17 protein-coding genes are annotated in these 17,064 nt (G+C 63.5%); 12 read left to right on the top strand and 5 right to left on the bottom strand.

Annotation, left to right across the window (positions count from 1 at the left end; genetic code table 11):
* Window positions 1–7 precede the first annotated feature (7 nt).
* The 5 genes from ABDZ98_RS10955 to ABDZ98_RS10935 all read left to right on the top strand — a co-directional run bounded on the left by ABDZ98_RS10955 (window position 8) and on the right by ABDZ98_RS10935 (window position 5,267).
* The gene (locus ABDZ98_RS10955) at window positions 8–820 is read left to right on the top strand and encodes a 4-(cytidine 5'-diphospho)-2-C-methyl-D-erythritol kinase (protein WP_343807651.1); all 813 of its coding nucleotides are present in this window, start codon (window positions 8–10) and stop codon (window positions 818–820) included.
* Window positions 817–1,542 carry an N-formylglutamate amidohydrolase gene (locus ABDZ98_RS10950; RefSeq protein ID WP_343807648.1) on the top strand — a complete coding sequence of 242 codons (726 nt, stop codon included), beginning with the start codon at window positions 817–819 and terminating at the stop codon, window positions 1,540–1,542. The genes ABDZ98_RS10955 and ABDZ98_RS10950 overlap by 4 nt, the downstream gene beginning before the upstream one ends.
* 114 nt (window positions 1,543–1,656) lie before the next feature.
* On the top strand, window positions 1,657–3,528 hold the full coding sequence (gene ilvD / locus ABDZ98_RS10945) for a dihydroxy-acid dehydratase (protein ID WP_343807645.1): 1,872 nt from the start codon (window positions 1,657–1,659) through the stop codon (window positions 3,526–3,528).
* Entirely contained in the window at window positions 3,521–3,892 is a 372-nt protein-coding gene (locus ABDZ98_RS10940) for a hypothetical protein (protein ID WP_343807642.1), read from the top strand. Before ilvD ends, ABDZ98_RS10940 begins: the two co-directional genes overlap by 8 nt.
* Entirely contained in the window at window positions 3,879–5,267 is a 1,389-nt protein-coding gene (locus tag ABDZ98_RS10935; RefSeq protein WP_343807639.1) for an NAD(P)H-hydrate dehydratase, read from the top strand. The genes ABDZ98_RS10940 and ABDZ98_RS10935 overlap by 14 nt, the downstream gene beginning before the upstream one ends.
* Here the strand turns inward: ABDZ98_RS10935 and ABDZ98_RS10930 are convergent.
* Window positions 5,249–5,452, bottom strand: coding sequence for a hypothetical protein (locus ABDZ98_RS10930; protein ID WP_343807636.1), 204 nt, complete (start codon window positions 5,450–5,452; stop codon window positions 5,249–5,251). The two genes, ABDZ98_RS10935 and ABDZ98_RS10930, sit on opposite strands and share 19 nt — an antisense overlap.
* 27 nt (window positions 5,453–5,479) lie before the next feature.
* Between ABDZ98_RS10930 and ABDZ98_RS10925 the strand changes: the two genes are divergently transcribed.
* Window positions 5,480–6,469: a class I SAM-dependent RNA methyltransferase gene (locus ABDZ98_RS10925; RefSeq protein ID WP_343807633.1), complete on the top strand. Its 990-nt coding sequence runs from the start codon at window positions 5,480–5,482 to the stop codon at window positions 6,467–6,469.
* Here ABDZ98_RS10925 and ABDZ98_RS10920 read toward each other — a convergent pair.
* The 4 genes from ABDZ98_RS10920 to ABDZ98_RS10905 are packed head-to-tail and all read right to left on the bottom strand — an operon-like array spanning window position 6,422 to window position 9,193.
* Window positions 6,422–7,225 carry a hydrolase 1, exosortase A system-associated gene (locus ABDZ98_RS10920; protein ID WP_343807630.1) on the bottom strand — a complete coding sequence of 268 codons (804 nt, stop codon included), beginning with the start codon at window positions 7,223–7,225 and terminating at the stop codon, window positions 6,422–6,424. The genes ABDZ98_RS10925 and ABDZ98_RS10920 overlap by 48 nt on opposite strands.
* Window positions 7,222–7,884, bottom strand: a complete 663-nt coding sequence (locus ABDZ98_RS10915; RefSeq protein WP_343807627.1) for an alpha/beta hydrolase family protein — start codon at window positions 7,882–7,884, stop codon at window positions 7,222–7,224. Before ABDZ98_RS10915 ends, ABDZ98_RS10920 begins: the two co-directional genes overlap by 4 nt.
* A gap of 6 nt (window positions 7,885–7,890) precedes the next feature.
* Window positions 7,891–8,184 carry an acyl carrier protein gene (locus ABDZ98_RS10910; RefSeq protein ID WP_343808943.1) on the bottom strand — a complete coding sequence of 98 codons (294 nt, stop codon included), beginning with the start codon at window positions 8,182–8,184 and terminating at the stop codon, window positions 7,891–7,893.
* Between the two features lie 25 nt (window positions 8,185–8,209).
* The gene (locus ABDZ98_RS10905; RefSeq protein WP_343807624.1) at window positions 8,210–9,193 is read right to left on the bottom strand and encodes a GNAT family N-acetyltransferase; all 984 of its coding nucleotides are present in this window, start codon (window positions 9,191–9,193) and stop codon (window positions 8,210–8,212) included.
* Window positions 9,194–9,218: 25 nt separating this feature from the next.
* On the opposite strand from ABDZ98_RS10905, the gene ABDZ98_RS10900 reads away from it, so the two are divergent.
* The 6 genes from ABDZ98_RS10900 (at window position 9,219) to ABDZ98_RS10875 (ending at window position 17,061) form a co-directional block, all read left to right on the top strand.
* Entirely contained in the window at window positions 9,219–10,733 is a 1,515-nt protein-coding gene (locus ABDZ98_RS10900; RefSeq protein ID WP_343807621.1) for an acyl-CoA ligase (AMP-forming), exosortase A system-associated, read from the top strand.
* Window positions 10,730–11,956: a pyridoxal-dependent decarboxylase, exosortase A system-associated gene (locus ABDZ98_RS10895; protein ID WP_343807618.1), complete on the top strand. Its 1,227-nt coding sequence runs from the start codon at window positions 10,730–10,732 to the stop codon at window positions 11,954–11,956. The genes ABDZ98_RS10900 and ABDZ98_RS10895 overlap by 4 nt, the downstream gene beginning before the upstream one ends.
* Before the next feature lie 190 nt (window positions 11,957–12,146).
* Window positions 12,147–12,788, top strand: coding sequence for an XrtA/PEP-CTERM system exopolysaccharide export protein (locus ABDZ98_RS10890; RefSeq protein WP_343807616.1), 642 nt, complete (start codon window positions 12,147–12,149; stop codon window positions 12,786–12,788).
* A 25-nt stretch (window positions 12,789–12,813) separates the two neighbouring features.
* Entirely contained in the window at window positions 12,814–14,331 is a 1,518-nt protein-coding gene (locus ABDZ98_RS10885) for an XrtA system polysaccharide chain length determinant (RefSeq protein WP_343807614.1), read from the top strand.
* Window positions 14,332–14,342: 11 nt separating this feature from the next.
* Window positions 14,343–15,392 carry a P-loop NTPase family protein gene (locus ABDZ98_RS10880; RefSeq protein ID WP_343807612.1) on the top strand — a complete coding sequence of 350 codons (1,050 nt, stop codon included), beginning with the start codon at window positions 14,343–14,345 and terminating at the stop codon, window positions 15,390–15,392.
* A gap of 4 nt (window positions 15,393–15,396) precedes the next feature.
* Entirely contained in the window at window positions 15,397–17,061 is a 1,665-nt protein-coding gene (locus tag ABDZ98_RS10875; protein WP_343807610.1) for a preprotein translocase subunit YajC, read from the top strand.
* Window positions 17,062–17,064: the final 3 nt, after the last annotated feature.

Below are 17,064 nucleotides of genomic sequence, written 5' to 3'. Positions count from 1 at the left end.
AAGCGGCTTGCGCCTGACCGAAACCGCCTTTGCCAAGATCAATCTGGCGCTGCACGTCCGCGCGCGGCGCGATGATGGCTATCACCAGCTGGAGACGGTGTTCGCCTTTGTCGATGCGGGGGACCGGCTGGTTGCCCATTCGTGCGAGGCGGACCGGCTGGAAGTCACCGGCGAATTTGCAGGCTCGTTGACCGATCCGTTCGATAATATCGTCGCCAGGGCGCTCACCGCGCTGCCGCATGGCGACGGACTGTGTGTGTCGCTGGAGAAGAACCTGCCCGTGGCCGCCGGACTTGGCGGGGGATCGGCCGATGCGGGGGCGATTTTCCGTATGGTCAAAGACTCTCATGGTCTGCCCGATGACTGGCAGGATCGTGCCGCACGGCTTGGCGCCGATGTCCCCGCCTGCGTGGACAGCGTCACCTGTGTGGGTCGCGGCACGGGCACCGAACTGGAACCCATTGAAAGCGACCTGACGGGCTGCGCGGTCTTACTAGTCAATCCACGCATTCCGCTTTCCACAGGCCCGGTGTTCGCCGCCTGGGATGGCCGGGACCTCGGTCCCTTGCCAACAGGTGCGGTATCGCAAATCGCACAAGAAGGGCGCAATGACCTGCAAGCGCCTGCCATCGCGCTGGTGCCCCTAATCGCCGCCGTGCTGGATGCCATTGCCGCAAATGGCGCATTCCTCTCCCGGATGTCGGGGTCAGGCGCGACCTGCTTTGGTCTGTTTCGCGATGATGAGGCCTTGGCGCGGGCCGCGCAGGCGATCGCACGGGACCACCCCGGCTGGTGGCAAATGCAAGGACATCTCAGGTGAGCGAACCATCCTACCGCCAGATCGGCAAACAGGGCCGCGCCAGCATCGTGACCGTGTGCGATCACGCATCCAACCATGTGCCCGACGATATCCAGCTCGGCGTTTCGGCACAGGCGATGGAAAAGCATATCGCCTGGGACATTGGCGCTGCGGGCGTGACCGAACGGATGGCGCGCCGTCATGGCATTCCCGCCCATCTGGCGCAGATCAGCCGGCTGGTGATCGACCTCCACCGGGAGGAGGATTCGCCCGGCCTGATCCCGCAGACGAGCGACGGCATACTGATCCCCGGCAACATCGGCGCAGACCGCGAAGGGCGGCTGGATCGCTATTACCGCCCTTATCACGATGCGCTGGGCAAATGGCTGGACAATGCGGACCCGCGCCTGATCCTTTCCATCCACAGCTTCACGCCCAGCCTTGAAAGCGCGCCAGCGCCGCGCCCGTGGGAAATTGCCCTGCTGTATAACCAGGATGATCGCGCCGCCCGCCACGCCATCCGCCTGCTGGGCGAGCTTGGCTGCACTGTCGGCGATAATGAGCCTTATTCGGGCAAGCAGCTCAACGCCACGATGAACCGCCATGCAGAGGCGCATGGACGGCCCTATTGCGCGATCGAGATACGCAATGACCTGATCGCCACCAGGGCCGGTCAGGCGCGCTGGGCGGGGCTGATTGCCGATGTCGCCGGGCGCGTGCTGCTGGCGCTGGATGGCAGCTGAGCCTGCGCTTTTGCGGCGCAGTTGCGACTGCAACCGCATTTCTGCTTAGAATGCAGGCGCACCTGCGGTAGGGGCTGCGCATAAACACACGCACTATTTCCCGACGGAGTCACCATGCCTGCCTATCGTTCACGCACATCGACCCACGGCCGCAACATGGCCGGCGCCCGCGGCCTGTGGCGCGCCACAGGCATGAAGGATGGTGATTTCGGCAAGCCGATTATCGCCGTGGTCAATTCCTTCACCCAGTTCGTGCCGGGCCATGTGCACCTCAAGGACCTGGGCCAGCTGGTTGCGCGTCAGGTGGAAGCGGCGGGCGGCGTTGCCAAGGAATTCAACACCATCGCGGTGGATGATGGCATCGCCATGGGCCATGACGGCATGCTCTATTCGCTGCCCAGCCGCGACCTGATCGCTGACAGCGTGGAGTACATGGTCAACGCCCATTGCGCCGATGCGATGGTGTGCATTTCCAATTGCGACAAGATCACGCCCGGCATGCTGATGGCGGCGATGCGGATCAATATTCCGGTGGTGTTCGTTTCTGGCGGACCGATGGAAGCGGGCAAGGTCGTGCTCAATGGCAAGGAAGTGGCGCTCGATCTGGTCGATGCCATGGTTGCTGCCGCCGATCAGAACGTCAGCGATGAGGATCTGGCGGAGATCGAACGCTCCGCCTGCCCAACCTGCGGCTCGTGTTCGGGCATGTTCACCGCCAATTCGATGAACTGCCTGACAGAGGCGCTGGGCCTGTCGCTGCCCGGTAATGGCTCGCAGCTGGCCACCCATTCGGACCGCAAGGGCCTGTTTGAGCGGGCCGGGCGGCTCGTCGTCACTCTGGCCAAGCGCTATTACGAGGAGGATGACGAGAGCGTCTTGCCGCGCAATATCGCCAGTTTCGAGGCGTTCGAGAACGCCATGAGCCTGGATATCGCCATGGGCGGATCGACCAATACCGTGCTTCACTTGCTCGCCGCCGCGCATGAGGCGGGCATAGATTTCACCATGAAGGATATCGACCGGCTGAGCCGCAAGGTGCCTTGCCTGTCCAAGGTGGCTCCGGCCAAATCGGACGTGCACATGGAAGACGTTCACCGCGCGGGTGGGATCATGGCGATCCTGGGGGAACTGGACCGTGCGGGCCTGCTCCACACTGCTCTGCCCACCGTGCACAGCCCCACGCTGGGCGATGCGCTGGCAGACTGGGACATTCGCCTGACCAATAATCCCAAGGTGCAGGAATTCTTCAAGGCAGCGCCCGGCGGCGTTCCTACGCAGACGGCTTTCAGCCAGTCGCGCCGCTGGGATGAGCTGGATATGGACCGTGAAAATGGCGTTATCCGCTCTGCCGAACACGCCTTCAGCAAGGATGGCGGGCTGGCGGTGCTCTACGGCAATATCGCCCGCGACGGCTGCATCGTGAAAACGGCGGGCGTGGACGAATCCATCCTGAAATTCAGCGGCCCGGCAAGGGTTTTCGAAAGCCAGGATGCCAGCGTTGCCGCAATCCTGACCGGACAGGTCAAGGCGGGCGACGTGGTGGTGATCCGCTATGAAGGCCCCCGCGGCGGCCCGGGCATGCAGGAAATGCTCTATCCCACCAGCTACCTCAAATCGAAGGGGCTGGGCGCGGAATGTGCCCTGCTGACAGACGGGCGCTTCTCCGGCGGCACATCGGGCCTGTCGATCGGCCACGTCTCCCCCGAAGCGGCAGAAGGCGGCGAAATCGGACTGGTGGAGGAGGGCGACCTGATCGCCATCGATATCCCCGCCCGCACGATCAACCTTGCTGTGAGCGATGAGGAACTGGCCAACCGGCGCGCGGCGATGGAAGCCAGGGGTGACGCAGCCTGGCAGCCCGCTGCGGCGCGTCCGCGGCAGGTTTCGGCGGCATTGCAGGCCTATGCCGCCATGACCACCAGCGCCGCACGCGGGGCCATTCGCGATGTGACACAGCTTCGCTCCGCCCGGGATCGCAATGGCTGACATGGGCCGCCTGCTGCCCTTGCTCGCACTGACGGTGCTGGCAGGCTGCTCGGTCAGTGAGACTGTGCAGGAACTGCCGCTTGATGATGACAGCGCGATTTCCTGCGCCATTGGCAGTGCGACACAGTTTACACGTAATTGCAGTGTTGAACGGGTAGTCATTGATAACAAGCTGTTTCTTGTGATCCATCACGACAATGGCGGGTTCCGCCGACTGGAAGTTTTGACCGATGGGCGCGGGGTTGTTGCAGCCGATGGCGCCGATAATGCCACGATCAAGGTCTTCGATGGAGAGATCGAAGTTACCATTGGACCGGACCGTTACCTCCTGCCAGCAGTGATCGCGGACAATGGCGCACAATAACCAGATTCTCACCGTCCAGCATATGCAGGCGGCGGAGCAGGCGCTGATCGATGGCGGGGAAACCGTGTCCTCGCTGATGGAAACTGCGGGAAAGGGTGCTGCGGACTGGATCTGGCGCCTCGCCGCAGGGCGCAGTGTCACCGTGCTGTGCGGTCCCGGCAATAATGGCGGCGATGGCTATGTGATTGCACGCGTTTTGCAGGAACGTGGTCTGTCTGTCGCGGTGGTCGCTCCGTTTGAACCCCGCACCGAAGCCGCAATCGCCGCGCGCAAGGCCTGGGGCGGGGAATGCGTGAAGGATGCCCGTGGGGGCGTGTTCGTGGATTGCCTGTTCGGCAGCGGCCTGACGCGCGAGCTGGGCGGCAAGCTCAGGACGTTGCTGGTAAAGCTTGCCGGCCAGCATTCGCTGAGCGTGGCGGTGGACCTGCCCAGCGGTATCGACAGCGATAGCGGTGCCGTGCTGGATGAAGGCCTGCCGTCATTTCATCTGGTGATCGCGCTTGGTGCATGGAAATTCGCCCACTGGCTGATGCCGGCCATGGCGGGAATGCAGGCCAAGCGACTGGTGGACATCGGCGTGGCCAAAGTGCCCGGTGCGGCAATGCTCTCCCCAAGACCGCAATTGCACGCGCCTGATACCGATGAGCACAAATATTCACGCGGCCTGCTGGGCGTGGTGGGCGGCGCCATGCCGGGCGCATCGATGCTGGCGGCGCGCTCGGCGATGCATGGCGGTGCCGGTTATGTGAAGCTGTTCACCGCTGAAGCGATCTCGGGCGCGCCTGATGACCTTGTCACCAGCGATGGCGACCTGACGGACCTGCTTGTCGATCCTCGCCTGTCGGCGCTGCTGATCGGTCCCGGGCTGGGCAGGGACGAGGAAGCGCGAACGTCGCTTGCCACCTTGCTGGCGTGGGATCTGCCCACCGTGTGCGATGCCGATGCGCTGGTGCTGCTGGAACCCGATATGCTCGATGACCGGGAAAGCGAGCTGGTGGTCACCCCGCATGCTGGCGAGCTGGAGGCCCTATGCCGCAATTTCGACACGGCAGAACCTGAGCGCGTCGACCAGATTGCCGAACTGGCGCAGGCGCTGAATGCGACGGTTGTTGCCAAGGGTCCGGACACGATCATTGCCAGCAGCACTGGCAGTCTGGCGATCATGCCGCCTGCTACCAGCTGGCTCAGCACGGCCGGTACCGGTGATGTGCTGGCGGGCCTGATCGCCAGCCGCCTTGCCGCAGGGCAAGCCGGTTTCCTGGCCGCTCAGGAAGGGGCGTGGCTCCATGGCTGCGCCGCACACCATGCTGGTCCGGCCTTTTCATCCAGCGATCTTATTGATTATATTCCAAAGGCCTATTCAACATTTCTGTAACTGAAAACGAAGTAATTCTGCGCATCGCTGCCAAGGGCGATGGCGTCACCACGTCTGGCCAGCATGTCGCCGGAGCGGCACCTGGCGATCTGGTCAACGCCGATGGCCTTGTTCAGCGCGGGCCGCATCATGTCGATCCGCCGTGCCGCTATTTTGGCACCTGCGGAGGCTGTGAATTGCAGCACTGCGATGATGAAAGCCTTGCCAACTTCGTGCAGGAGCGCGTTGTTTTTTCAGCAACTTCGCAGGGGATGGAGCCGGGAAGGATTGCTCCGGTCCATCTTTCGCCGCCGCATAGCCGCAGGCGCGCCACCCTGCATGCGGTCAATGGCGGCGGCCGGGCGCTGATCGGCTTTCGCGAGCGGGGATCGCACCGGCTTGTCGATGTGAAGGAATGCCACGTCCTGGCACCGCAACTTTTCGCGCTGATCCAGCCGCTGCGCGCCTATCTCTCGAAGCGCAAAGGCAAATTCGCTGCGGAGATTGAACTGGCCCTGACCGATCAGGGTGTCGATTGCGCGATCAAGGGCATCACCGTCGAAGGTCTCGATCAGATCGAGGACCTGCTCGACCTGTGCCGTGACAACCAGCTTGCCCGCCTCAGTCTGGATCAGGGATACGGCACCGAGGGATTTTGGGAGCCGGAGCCGGTAACCGTAACGCTCAGCGGCGTTGCCGTGCCCTTTCCCGCTGGGTCCTTCCTGCAGGCCACGAAGGACGGGGAACGGGCATTGGCCGCCGCTGCGCGTGAGTGGCTGGGTGAGTGCGAAAATGTGGCCGATCTGTTCGCCGGGCTGGGTACATTCGCCTTCGCTTTCCCCGCTACAATGCAGGTATCTGCCTATGAGGCGGCGCGCGATGCCGTGCTGGCCTGCAAGACAGCTGCCATGCGCTATCGCCCCAACATGTCTGCACATCACCGCGACCTGTTCCGCAATCCGCTTCGCCCCGCTGAACTGGCCCAGTTTGATGGGGTAGTGCTCGATCCGCCGCGTGCCGGTGCACGATCACAGGTGGAACAGCTGGCGCAGGCCGATGTGGCGCGCATCGTCTATATCAGTTGCAATCCGTCCAGCTGGGCGCGTGATTGCACCTTGCTGACAGAGGCGGGATACGAGCTGGCAGAATTGCGCGCTGTCGGGCAATTCCGCTGGTCAACCCATGTCGAGCTGGCGAGCCTGTTCCTCAAGAGTGGCAAGTAACTGGTTGAAAAGCCAATCACGTGCATGCGGTTCGGAAAAGGAATGGCCCGCATTTTCACAGATCTGCCACGCGTCCTTGCTTTCTGGGCAGGCGGCCATGAAGGCCTGCCCGGTGCGATCGGTCTGCGCCACCAGGTAAGTTGCAGGAAGCGTTGATTGGCGCATGCCGCCGCGCAGCAGTTCCACCAGCGATGACGGCGGCGGCGGCGGAGACAGCGCGCGGCGCAATCCGCCTGCGAGCTTTGCCAGCGAGACGCCGCCGGTCACCAGTCGCACCAGTTCACGCGGGTTCCTCAGCTTGGCCGCATAGCGCGATCGGATCGCGGCGGGCGGCGGGGCTGCGTCTGCATCATCGGCATCGAAGGTCCAGGGATTGGCGAGAATGAGCGCGTCACAACCCGCGCCGCCCATCAGCATCAAGGCGCTGGCCGCATCGCAATTGCCAAAGCCAACGATCCGCAACGGTCCCGGCTTGCGGTCTCGAAACGCGGAGATGGCTGCGGCGATATCTTCATGACTGGCTTCGAAACCGCAATTTTCCCCGCTGCTGTCGCCCACACCGCGCCGGTCAAAGCGCATGACCGGGTATCCCGCCGCTGCGATCCTGGCTGCAAGCTGGGCCTGACCGCTGAATGCTCCGGCGCGCGTTTCATTGCCGCCTGTCACCAGCAGCAGGCCCGCCGCTCCATTGGCATCGTCCAGCGTCGCCGCCAGCTCTTCGCCCGCGCAAGGGAATGTGAAGTGGCGGCGGCTCATGCGCGCAGTCCTGCGGCGATCCGTGCCGCCAGCGCTTCTGCCTGTTGCTGATCGTGATCCGGTTCTGACCGCAGCCACAGGCCCGCGCCGCCCAGTTCCGCCTGGCGTATCTCTTCAACGTCGGCGCGCTCGGGCAAGTCTGCTTCTGCCATCTGGGCGATCATCGCGGGGCCAAGGCGATATCCAGCCAGATCCAGTCCTTGCGCAAGGCCTGTTTCGAGCAATTCCTCGCGCTTTTCCACGCGGCCAGTCTCCTTGCTGGCAATGACCCGGCCCCGCAGCAACGCCCTGAGCGCGGACGTGGCAGCAACTGGAGCATAGCTCCAGCCGGGCAGGGGCGGGGCGATAGTGGCCGCCGCGCGGATGGCCAGCACGTGCGTGCACGCCAGCGCCTGCGCAGCCTGAGCAGCGGCATCGCGCCAGCTGTGCAGGTCCTGCTGGTCAAGCGGTTCCAGACTTTCATTGCAGCCGGGCAGATCGGGCAGGACGCTGTCCACGCCCTGCGCATCCAGCGCGCGCATCACCTCTACAGTGAAGTGGCGCAGCTTGTTGCTTTCATCGAACCAGGCGGGCAGCACCAGCAGGCAGGGCCCGCGCTGGTGGTTGAATTCGACCGCATATTCCTCGCCGCCACAAGGGGATGGCCAGGAACGCAGCACGATCGATCAATCCTCGCCGCGTTTGGAAAGGACGAATTGCAGCAGGCCGCCGAAGGTTTCCAGCATTTCGCCGTCCACCTCGTCATCCTCGATAATGATGCCCAGCCGGTCTTCCACCTCGGTCAGAAGTCCTGCGACGGCCATCGAATCAAGCTCGGGCAAATGTCCGAAAAGGCCCGTATCAGCCTCAAATTGTGCGACTTGTTCTGATCCCAGGCCGAGCACATCCTGCAGCACCTGGCGCAGGACCAGTTCTGTTTCGGTGTCTTCGGACCGGATTGCCGGAAGGTTATTGGCCATAAATTCCCCGTTTAATGCTGGCTCACTAGCCAGCAGGGGCGGCTGAAACAAGCGTGCGCAGTGCCCATCTGCCCATCAGCGGCCAGTTGCGCATGTCCGACCGGCGCAGGCAGGTGAGGTGGAAGCGCGGGCGGGCGCTCTCCATCCAGTCCGCCTTATAGCCATCATTGCCGGTGCCGAAGTCCACCAGATGCACGTGATCGCGGTCAAGCACCTCGGCAAACAGCGCGGCGGTGAGCGTGGTGCCGGGAGAGAGCCTGTGCGCGCTTTCGAGATGGGCGAGCTTGTGGATGTAGGCGGTGCCATGATCAACGGTCCAGAACTGCGCCGCCACGGGCTTGCCTTGCGCCATTGCCATGCCGAATAGGAACCGCCCGGCATCACTTTCAGCCTCGGCAAAAGCGCGCAGCAGCGCCGGATCGCCTTCCTCCGGCTTCCAGCTTTGGCGGTAAATGTCCTCATAGGCGGCCCAGTCAGCGGCTTCGAACTGGCGTTTCAGCGTGATTTCGACCTTCTTCGCCTTGCGCTTGAGCGTGGTGCGAAGCGGGCCGGGGCGCGATGCGAGATAATCCGCATAGTTGAGGCCAGCGCATACCAGCACGTGATTGGTGTCGCATTCCTCGCGCCGGACCGCCCAGCCGGCCTTGCGGAAGGCCTGTTCCAGCTGCGAGGCCGTGCCGTCTTCATCGGGCAGTTTGGCCAGATCGATGCGGTGGGTCCGCGTGGCCAGATCGCGCGCAAGGCTTTCCATCAGGGAGGGGCGAGGCTCGCCTGCCACCAGCGGCTGCCAGGTGAAGGCATACCAGTTGGTCAGCACTTCCAGCCCCGTGGCAGACTTGGTCAGCGGCAGGCAGACCACACGCGCACCATCGCGCGCGGTGGCCAGTATCGGCTTGTTTGCGCCATTCTCCAGCAGCGAAAACCACTGCACGCGCGCAAACGGGCCCTTGCCCGAAAGAGCAAGGCCTTGCAGATCATTAACCGTGCCGTGATAGCTGATTGCCGTCACCAAAGATTTCCCCGTCTGGAGCGCAATGTCTCTCACGCCTGATCCAGTTGCCCTGCCGCTCGACCATCTTGCCCTGCGCGGGCGGGATGAGGACGTGGCGCTGGTTCTGCGCGGGGAAAGCCTTAGCTGGAAGGATTTAAGAAGCCGTATCGCCACGCTTGCGGGCTGGCTGGCGGAGCATGTGCCGCAAAAGGGCGCACGGGTGGCCAGCTGGGCCGCCAAGGGGGAACTGACCTGCCTTTTGCCGCTGGCGGCGGCGCGAGCGGGATTGGTGCATGTGCCGATCAACCCGCTGCTCAAACGGGCGCAGGTTAAGCATATTCTCGGCGATTGCGGTGCCAGCATGCTGATCGCCACCAAGGCGAGGCTCAGCAGCCTGGAGGCGGGCGATAGCGGTGCAGATCGCGCGGTGATCGAGGAGAAGGAGGCGCTCGAGGCTGCGGCCGTGCTTGGCGCCGCTCTGGAACCGTCCACCGCCAGCCCCGATGATCTCGCTGCCATCCTCTATACCAGCGGATCGACCGGCAGCCCCAAGGGCGTGATGCTCAGCCATGCCAATCTGTGGCTGGGCGCGGTCAGCGTGGCGCATTATCTCGGGCTGAAGGCTGACGATGTGACGCTGGCCGTGTTGCCGCTCAGTTTCGATTACGGACAGAACCAGCTGTTTTCCAGCTGGTATGCCGGTGGCAGCGTGGTGCCGCTGGACTATCTGACCCCGCGCGATGTCATCAAGGCTTGCAGCAAGCACGGCATCACCACGCTGGCGGCTGTTCCGCCGCTGTGGCTGCAACTGACGGAGCAGGAATGGCCGGAGGAGGCGACATCGGCCATGCGCCGGCTGACCAACAGCGGCGGCGCGCTGACACAGGGGCTGGTGCGCGATTTGCGCGCCATATTCCCGCAGGCGCGGCTGTTTCCCATGTACGGGCTGACAGAGGCGTTCCGCTCGACCTTTCTCGATCCCGATCTGGTCGATACGCATCCCACATCGATGGGGACCGCCATTCCTTTCGCCGAGATTCTGGTGATCGACGATGCGGGCAATCTGTCGGGTCCGGGCGAGGAAGGCGAACTGGTCCATTGCGGACCGCTGGTGGCTGGCGGCTATTGGCAGGATGCGGCACGCACGGCAGAGCGCTTCCGGCCAGCGCCTGCCATGTCGCACTATGGCGGGTTGGCGGTATGGTCCGGGGACAGGGTCCGGCGCGATCAGGACGGATTGCTCTATTTTGTCGGTCGCCGTGATGCGATGATAAAAAGCGCGGGTAATCGCATCAGCCCGCAGGAAGTGGAGGAAGCCGCCGTGGCATCAGGATTTGCCGAAGAAGCCGTGGCGCTGGGCGTGGCTGATGAAAGGCTGGGTCAGGCGATCCACCTGATCGTGCGCGGATCGGGCGATGAGGAGGGCTTGCGCAGCGCATTGAAGAAGGAATTGCCCAATTTCATGCAGCCCGCTGTGATCCGTTGGGTCGATGCCATGCCGCTCAACGCCAATGGCAAGATCGACCGCGCTCTGCTGGCTGCGGAGGCCGCATCGTGAAGCCGGTTGGTCCAATCCCTGCGGATTTCACCGCGATCGGCGGCGAATTGGCGCTTGGCGGGCGCACGGTCAGCGCTCTTGTGGAAGAGGTCGAGGGCACGCCCTTGTTCGTCTATGTCAGTGACGTGATCCTGGCGCGGATGGGCGGGCTGCGAGCGGCCATGCCAGAGCGGCTTAAAATCCATTATGCCATGAAGGCAAATCCATTCCGCCCGGTCATCGCTTTCCTCAACGAACTGGCCGATGGATTTGATGTCGCGTCCGAAGGTGAGTTGCTCAGGGCCATCTCGGTAGGGGTTGATCCATCGAAGATCAGCTTTGCTGGGCCGGGCAAGCGCGATCAGGAACTGGTTCTGGCGCTGTTGCACGGCGTGACCATCAATCTGGAATCTGCCAACGAAGCGCGCCGCGCGCTGGCGCGTGCCGAGACCATGGGCGTCACTCCGCGCCTTGCCATCCGTGTGAATCCGGATTTCGAGATGCGCGGATCGGGCATGAAGATGGGCGGCGGAGCCAAGCCTTTCGGCGTTGACCAGGCGCAGGTTCCCGATCTGGCGCGCGAGGTGATCGCCGCAGGGGCAGAATGGCGCGGGCTGCATATCTACACCGGCAGCCAGGCGCTGGATGCCGATTCCGTGATCGAAACGCAGGCGAATGTGCTGGCACTGGCAGCCCGGATTTCGGATGAGATCGGCGTTCGGTTACCACACCTCAACATGGGCGGCGGTTTCGGCATTCCCTATTTCGACAAGGACCGCCCGCTCGATATCGGCAGGGTGGGCGAGGCGTTGAAGCAACGCTTCGCCGATCTTCCGCCCGCCTTGCAGGATACTGAATTTGCTATTGAACTTGGCCGATATCTGGTTGGCGAGGCCGGGGTCTACCTGACCACCATCGTGGACCGGAAAGTCAGCCACGGCGTCACCTACCTGATTACCGATGGCGGCATGCACCACCAGCTGGCGGCATCGGGCAATTTCGGAACTGTCGTGCGCCGCAACTATCCCGCTGCCATTGCTACGCGCTTCGGGGAAGAGGCCGAGGAAGAGGTCAATATCGTGGGCTGCCTGTGCACCCCGCTGGACCGGCTGTCTGACCAGGCGATGATGCCGCGCGCAGACGTGGGTGATATCGTGGTGATGTTCTGCGCCGGCGCTTACGGCGCCAGTGCCAGCCCGGCCAGTTTCCTGGGCCAGGGTCCGGCGTTCGAGATGCTGGTTTAATACCGCTGCCGGAACGCGTCCCTTTTCGGGACAGCGCCTGCAAAAACCGGCCAAAGCCGCCATTTACGGCGGAAGGCTAACGCAATGTTCACCCTTTTTCGCGAGAACGCTTGGTGGATCCACGGGCGTTGGGCCAGCGAGCTTGTGCATCGCTGCTTTTTCCATGCCTGAAACCGCAAGGACGCAACCGATGCGAACGAAGAGTGTCATCCGTATTCTGGCCGCCATGGTTATGGCATCGCTGGCGCTTGCCGGCTGTGCCACCACCAGCAGCCCGCAGCTGGCCCCGGCCACATTTGTGGCGATGCAGGAAGGTCCGGGCGAGGAATATGTGATCGGCCCGCTTGATGAGCTGACAATCCATGTCTGGCGCAATGACGAGCTTGGTGCCGAAGTGCAGGTGCGCCCCGATGGCCGCATCACCACGCCGCTGGTTTCCGATATGCCCGCCGTGGGCAAGACGCCCACCATGCTGGCAGAAGATATCCGCCTGCAGCTCTCGCAATATATCTCCGACCCGCTGGTGACGGTGATCGTCAACAAGTTTGCCGGCACATTCAGCCAGCAGGTGCGCGTTGTCGGCGCGACCGAGCAGCCCGCATCGCTGCCCTATCGCGCCAACATGACGCTGCTGGACGCGATGATCGCGGTTGGCGGCCTGAGCGAATATGCCAGCGGCAACCGTGCCAAGCTGATCCGTTTCGATCGCACAACCGGCAGCCAGCAGGAATATTCGCTGCGTCTGGCCGATCTGCTGCGGCGCGGGGACAGCGAAGCCAATGTGATGCTGATGCCGGGTGATGTGATCATCATCCCGGAAAGCATGTTCTGAGCGTGATGGGCAGGGGACCGCAAGCTTGAACCTGATACTCGAAGAAGTGCGCGCAGCGCTGTGGTCGGTCTGGAACCGGCGGTGGCTGGCGCTCGGCATCGCCTGGGCCATCTGCCTGCTGGGCTGGCTGGCCGTGGCCATGGTTCCCAATTCATACCAGTCCGAGGCGCGCATTTTCGTGCAGCTGGACGATGTGCTGGCAGAACAGATCGGTATTGGCGGCGCCAGCCGGGAACGCGACATCGAACGGGTTCGCCAGACGCTGATGGGTTCGGTTAATCTGGAAAAAATCGTTCGCTCCACCCGTATCGGGGACGAGGTGACCAATGCCGCGCAGATGGAAAGCGCCGTCGCGCGCCTGTCTGAAGACATTCAGGTGGTCAATGAAGGCCAGAACCTGTTCGAGATTTCCGCAGTCAGCGGTCGCAGTGATTATTCCGATTCCGAAAATGCCCAGCTGGCGCAGGTCGTCGTGCAGCGGATGATCGACATTTTCCGCGAGGAGAACCTTGGCGGATCGCGCGGTGAAATGCGTGAGACGATTGATTTCATCAACGCCCAGCTGGAATCGCGCCAGGCTGAGCTTGAGGAGGCCGAACAGCGCCGCCTCGAGTTCGAAGCGCTGCATCCCGAGCTTGTCGGCGGCGCCGCATCGGTTCTGGCCGAGCTCAATTCCTCGCGTTCCGAACTGCGCGGCGTGGAGGCCGATCTGGCCGCTTCTGAAAGCGCCCTGGCCGCAATCGATTCACAAATGGCGAGCACGCCCCGTTCGCTGCTGACGCCGGGGTCTGGTGGTCCGCAGGCAGCGCTGGCGCAGGCGCAGGCCAACATGGCCGCCATGCGCGCGCGCGGACTGACGGATTCGCATCCCGATGTTGTGGCCTTGAGCCGTGAGATCGCTTCGCTGCGTGAAGCGGCGCAGGCTGATGGCGGCGCCAGCGGAACGGCCAATCCGGCCTATACCTCGCTGGTATCGATCCGTTCGCAGCGCCTCGCCACGGTGCAGGGCCTGCAATCGCGCGCTGCGGGACTGCGCTCTGAAATTGCCGGGATCACCGCCAATCTGGCGCAGGAGCCGGGTGTTTCCGCCGAAGCCCAGCGCATCAGCCGCGATTATGAAGTGCTGCGCCAGCAATATGACGAGTTGCTGCAGGACCGCGAGCAATTGCGCCTGCGCGGTCAGGTAGAGAATGAGCGCAGCGCGGTGCAGTTTGAAATCGTCGATCCGCCCAGCACGCCGCGCACGCCTGCTGCACCCAACCGCCCGCTGCTGCTGCTTGGCGTGCTGATCGTGGGTCTTGGCGCCGGGGCCGGATCGGCATTCGCGCTGGGCAAGCTGGGTTCCACATTCGCGACGGTGAGCCAGATGGAGCGGGCATTCGACCTGCCGGTGATCGGTACGATTTCGCATGCCGTTACCGAGGCCGGCCGCGCAGTCAGCCGCCGCCGGTTGAAATATTTCACCGCCGCTGCGGGCGGTCTTGGGGTGTTGTTCATCGTCTTGCTGGGCGCCGAGTTCGTCCAGCGCGGCATGTTGGCGTGAAGGGAACGGACATGACTGAACATTCCAGAATCCCCGTTCCCGCCAAGGACGCCAGGCAGTCCAAGTCTCTGTTCGAGCGGGCAGAGGGCATGTTTGGTGAGAGCAATTTCAGCGCCGCGCCGGTTCCGCGCAAGCTGGCAGAGCCGGTCAATCGCCCGGTTGCCCGCACGGCTGCTGCGCCTGCGCCTGAAGCCGCTCCTGCAACTGCGCCTGTTGGACCGCCGTCAGATCTGGCGCCACAAGCGCCCCTGGCTGCAGCCCCGGTTGCGTCACCCGCGTCCGTCGCAACAGCGCCCGTTGCAGCTGCGCCGAACCAACTGCCGCGCATCGATTTTTCCGACGCTGTCCATCATGTCGACCGCGACCAGCTGGAATATCACGGCCTGCTCAATCCCGATGGACCGGTGACCACGCTGCTGGAGGAATTCCGCATTGTGAAGCGCAAGCTGCTGCAAACCGCGCGCGCATCGCAGGATCCATTGGCGCGCCGCATTCTGGTGTCCTCTCCGCTGCCCAATGAAGGCAAGACGTTCTGCGCCATCAATCTGGCGCTGGCGATGGCGGCAGAGCGCGACGGGGAAGTGGTGCTTGTCGATGCCGATGTGGCCAAGCCGTCGATCCTCTCCCTGCTGGGCCTGCCCAAGGGGCCGGGCCTGATGGATGCGCTCGCCAATCCCGCTATTGCAGTGGAGGATTGCGTGATCGCCACCGATATCCCCGGCCTGTTCGTGCTGCCTGCCGGCAACCAGACCAATGCCGACAGTGAGTATCTCGCCAGCGCGCGCACCCCGCAGGTGCTGGCACGGCTGACGCAGGGTGCGCCCGAACGTCTGGTGATTTTCGATTCTCCGCCCGCGCTCGCCGCGTCTCCCGCCGCCGATCTTGCCAACCACGTTGGCCAGGCGCTGGTGGTCGTGCGGGCCGACAAGACGGGGCAGAGTGCGCTGGAAGATGCGCTGACGCTGCTGTCCACCTGCCGCGATATCAAGTTGCTGCTCAATGATGCCAGCTTCAGCCCAAGCGGTCGCCGCTTTGGAGACTATTATGGATATGGAGGCTAGGGCGATGAACACAGCCACACTCTCCCGCACAATTGCCTGTGTCGCTGCTGCTGCCGCTATTGGCGCGCTGGGACAGGCCCATGCGCAGGATATTCCCGCGCAGGAAACATCCAGCAGCCAGCGCGCCCCGCGCACATCGGGCGTGCGGATCGATCCCTATATCGAGGCATCGCAGGTGCTGCTGGCGGAACTTTCGCCCGGCGATGACGTGCTGACCTACACCCAGCTCGCCGTGGGTGTGGACACGGGCATTTCGGGCCGCAATTCGAATGCCTCCGCATCTCTGCGCTATGAGCGGCGGATCGGCTATGGCAACACGTCGGATGGCGACACCATCAGCGGTATCGCCCGCGCTTCCATGGCGCTGGTTCCGCGCCATCTGACTATCGAAGCAGGCGGCCTTGCATCGCGCGCACGGGTGGAAGGCAATGGCGCAACATCGCTGGGCGGTTATGGCGGCAATGACGATGCCACCAGCCAGATCTACTCGCTGTATGCCGGACCGTCCGTCCAGACCAACGTGGATGATCTGCTGGTCACCGGCTCCTATCGCATTGGCTATACACGGGTGGAGGCACCCGATGCGCTGGCGCTGGCGCCGGGCGATCAGCCGGTCGACATTTTCGATGACAGTCTTTCGCAGAACGCCGGCGTGCGCGCCGGGTTCGAACCGGGGACCGTGCTGCCTGTTGGCGTGGGCGTGGGCGCGGGCTGGAACCAGCAGGATATCTCCAATCTGGACCAACGTGTGCAGGACCGTTTCGTGCGCGCCGACGTGACCGTGCCGGTCTCCCGCAATGTCGCGCTGGTGGGCGGCGTGGGGTATGAGGATGTGGAGGTTTCCAGCCGCGATGCCGTGCGCGATACTGCCGGTGATCCGGTGATCGGGCCCGATGGCCGCTTCATTACAGACAAGTCCGCGCCGCGCCAGATCGCCTATGAAACCGATGGCCTGATCTGGGATGTGGGTGTGATGTGGCGTCCAAGCCGCCGCACCTCGCTGGAGGCCTATGTCGGTCGCCGCTATGGCTCGTCCACCTATTACGGATCGTTCTCTTACGCGCCCAATTCCGGCACCAGCCTGAACATTGGCGTGTACAATAATCTCACCGGATTTGGCGGGGCGCTGGTCGATAGCCTGGCCGGTCTGCCGACCGAGTTCCAGGCCTTCCGCAATCCCATTACCGGCGATCTGGCTGGATGTGTGGACGCGCTGGAAGGTGGCAATTGCGCACTTGGCCGCCTTGGCTCCCTGCGCAGTTCGGTGTTCCGCAGCCGCGGTGTCACCGCCAGCCTTGCGCGCAGTGCCGGGCGCATGTCCTACGGTGTGGCGGGCGGCTATGACCGGCGTAGCTATATCGCCGCTGCCGGCACCGCCCTGTCTGCCGCCAATGGCGTGCTTGATGAAAACATCTGGCTGGCTGCTTATGCCGGTCGCCAGCTCGATCGCAATTCCAGCCTCAATGCCAACGCCTTCGTCAATTGGTTCGATAGCGGATTCGATAGCACTGGCAACGGCATGGGTTACAGCGCATCGCTCGCCTATAATCGCGACCTGCTCAGCGGCCTCAGTGCGACTGCTGCCGTGGGTCTCGATGGAGTGACCCGCGATGAACTGGAAGACCTGACCACTGCATCGGCCCTTGTCGGCCTTCGTTATTCCTTCTGAGCG

This window comes from Alteraurantiacibacter aestuarii, from assembly GCF_039523595.1.
GTDB classification, from domain to species: domain Bacteria; phylum Pseudomonadota; class Alphaproteobacteria; order Sphingomonadales; family Sphingomonadaceae; genus Alteraurantiacibacter; species Alteraurantiacibacter aestuarii.
Note: the sequence above shows the minus strand (reverse complement) of the source record. Positions and strands in the feature narration are given on the sequence as shown.

Coding starts and splice junctions, on each gene's coding strand:
- ilvD (WP_343807645.1), top strand. CDS start 1,657: ATGCCTGCCTATCGTTCACGCACATCGACCCACGGCCGCAACATGGCC.
- ABDZ98_RS10940 (WP_343807642.1), top strand. CDS start 3,521: ATGGCTGACATGGGCCGCCTGCTGCCCTTGCTCGCACTGACGGTGCTG.
- ABDZ98_RS10935 (WP_343807639.1), top strand. CDS start 3,879: ATGGCGCACAATAACCAGATTCTCACCGTCCAGCATATGCAGGCGGCG.
- ABDZ98_RS10920 (WP_343807630.1), bottom strand. CDS start 7,225: ATGAGCCGCCGCCACTTCACATTCCCTTGCGCGGGCGAAGAGCTGGCG.
- ABDZ98_RS10910 (WP_343808943.1), bottom strand. CDS start 8,184: ATGGCCAATAACCTTCCGGCAATCCGGTCCGAAGACACCGAAACAGAA.
- ABDZ98_RS10900 (WP_343807621.1), top strand. CDS start 9,219: ATGTCTCTCACGCCTGATCCAGTTGCCCTGCCGCTCGACCATCTTGCC.
- ABDZ98_RS10890 (WP_343807616.1), top strand. CDS start 12,147: ATGCGAACGAAGAGTGTCATCCGTATTCTGGCCGCCATGGTTATGGCA.
- ABDZ98_RS10880 (WP_343807612.1), top strand. CDS start 14,343: ATGACTGAACATTCCAGAATCCCCGTTCCCGCCAAGGACGCCAGGCAG.
- ABDZ98_RS10875 (WP_343807610.1), top strand. CDS start 15,397: ATGAACACAGCCACACTCTCCCGCACAATTGCCTGTGTCGCTGCTGCT.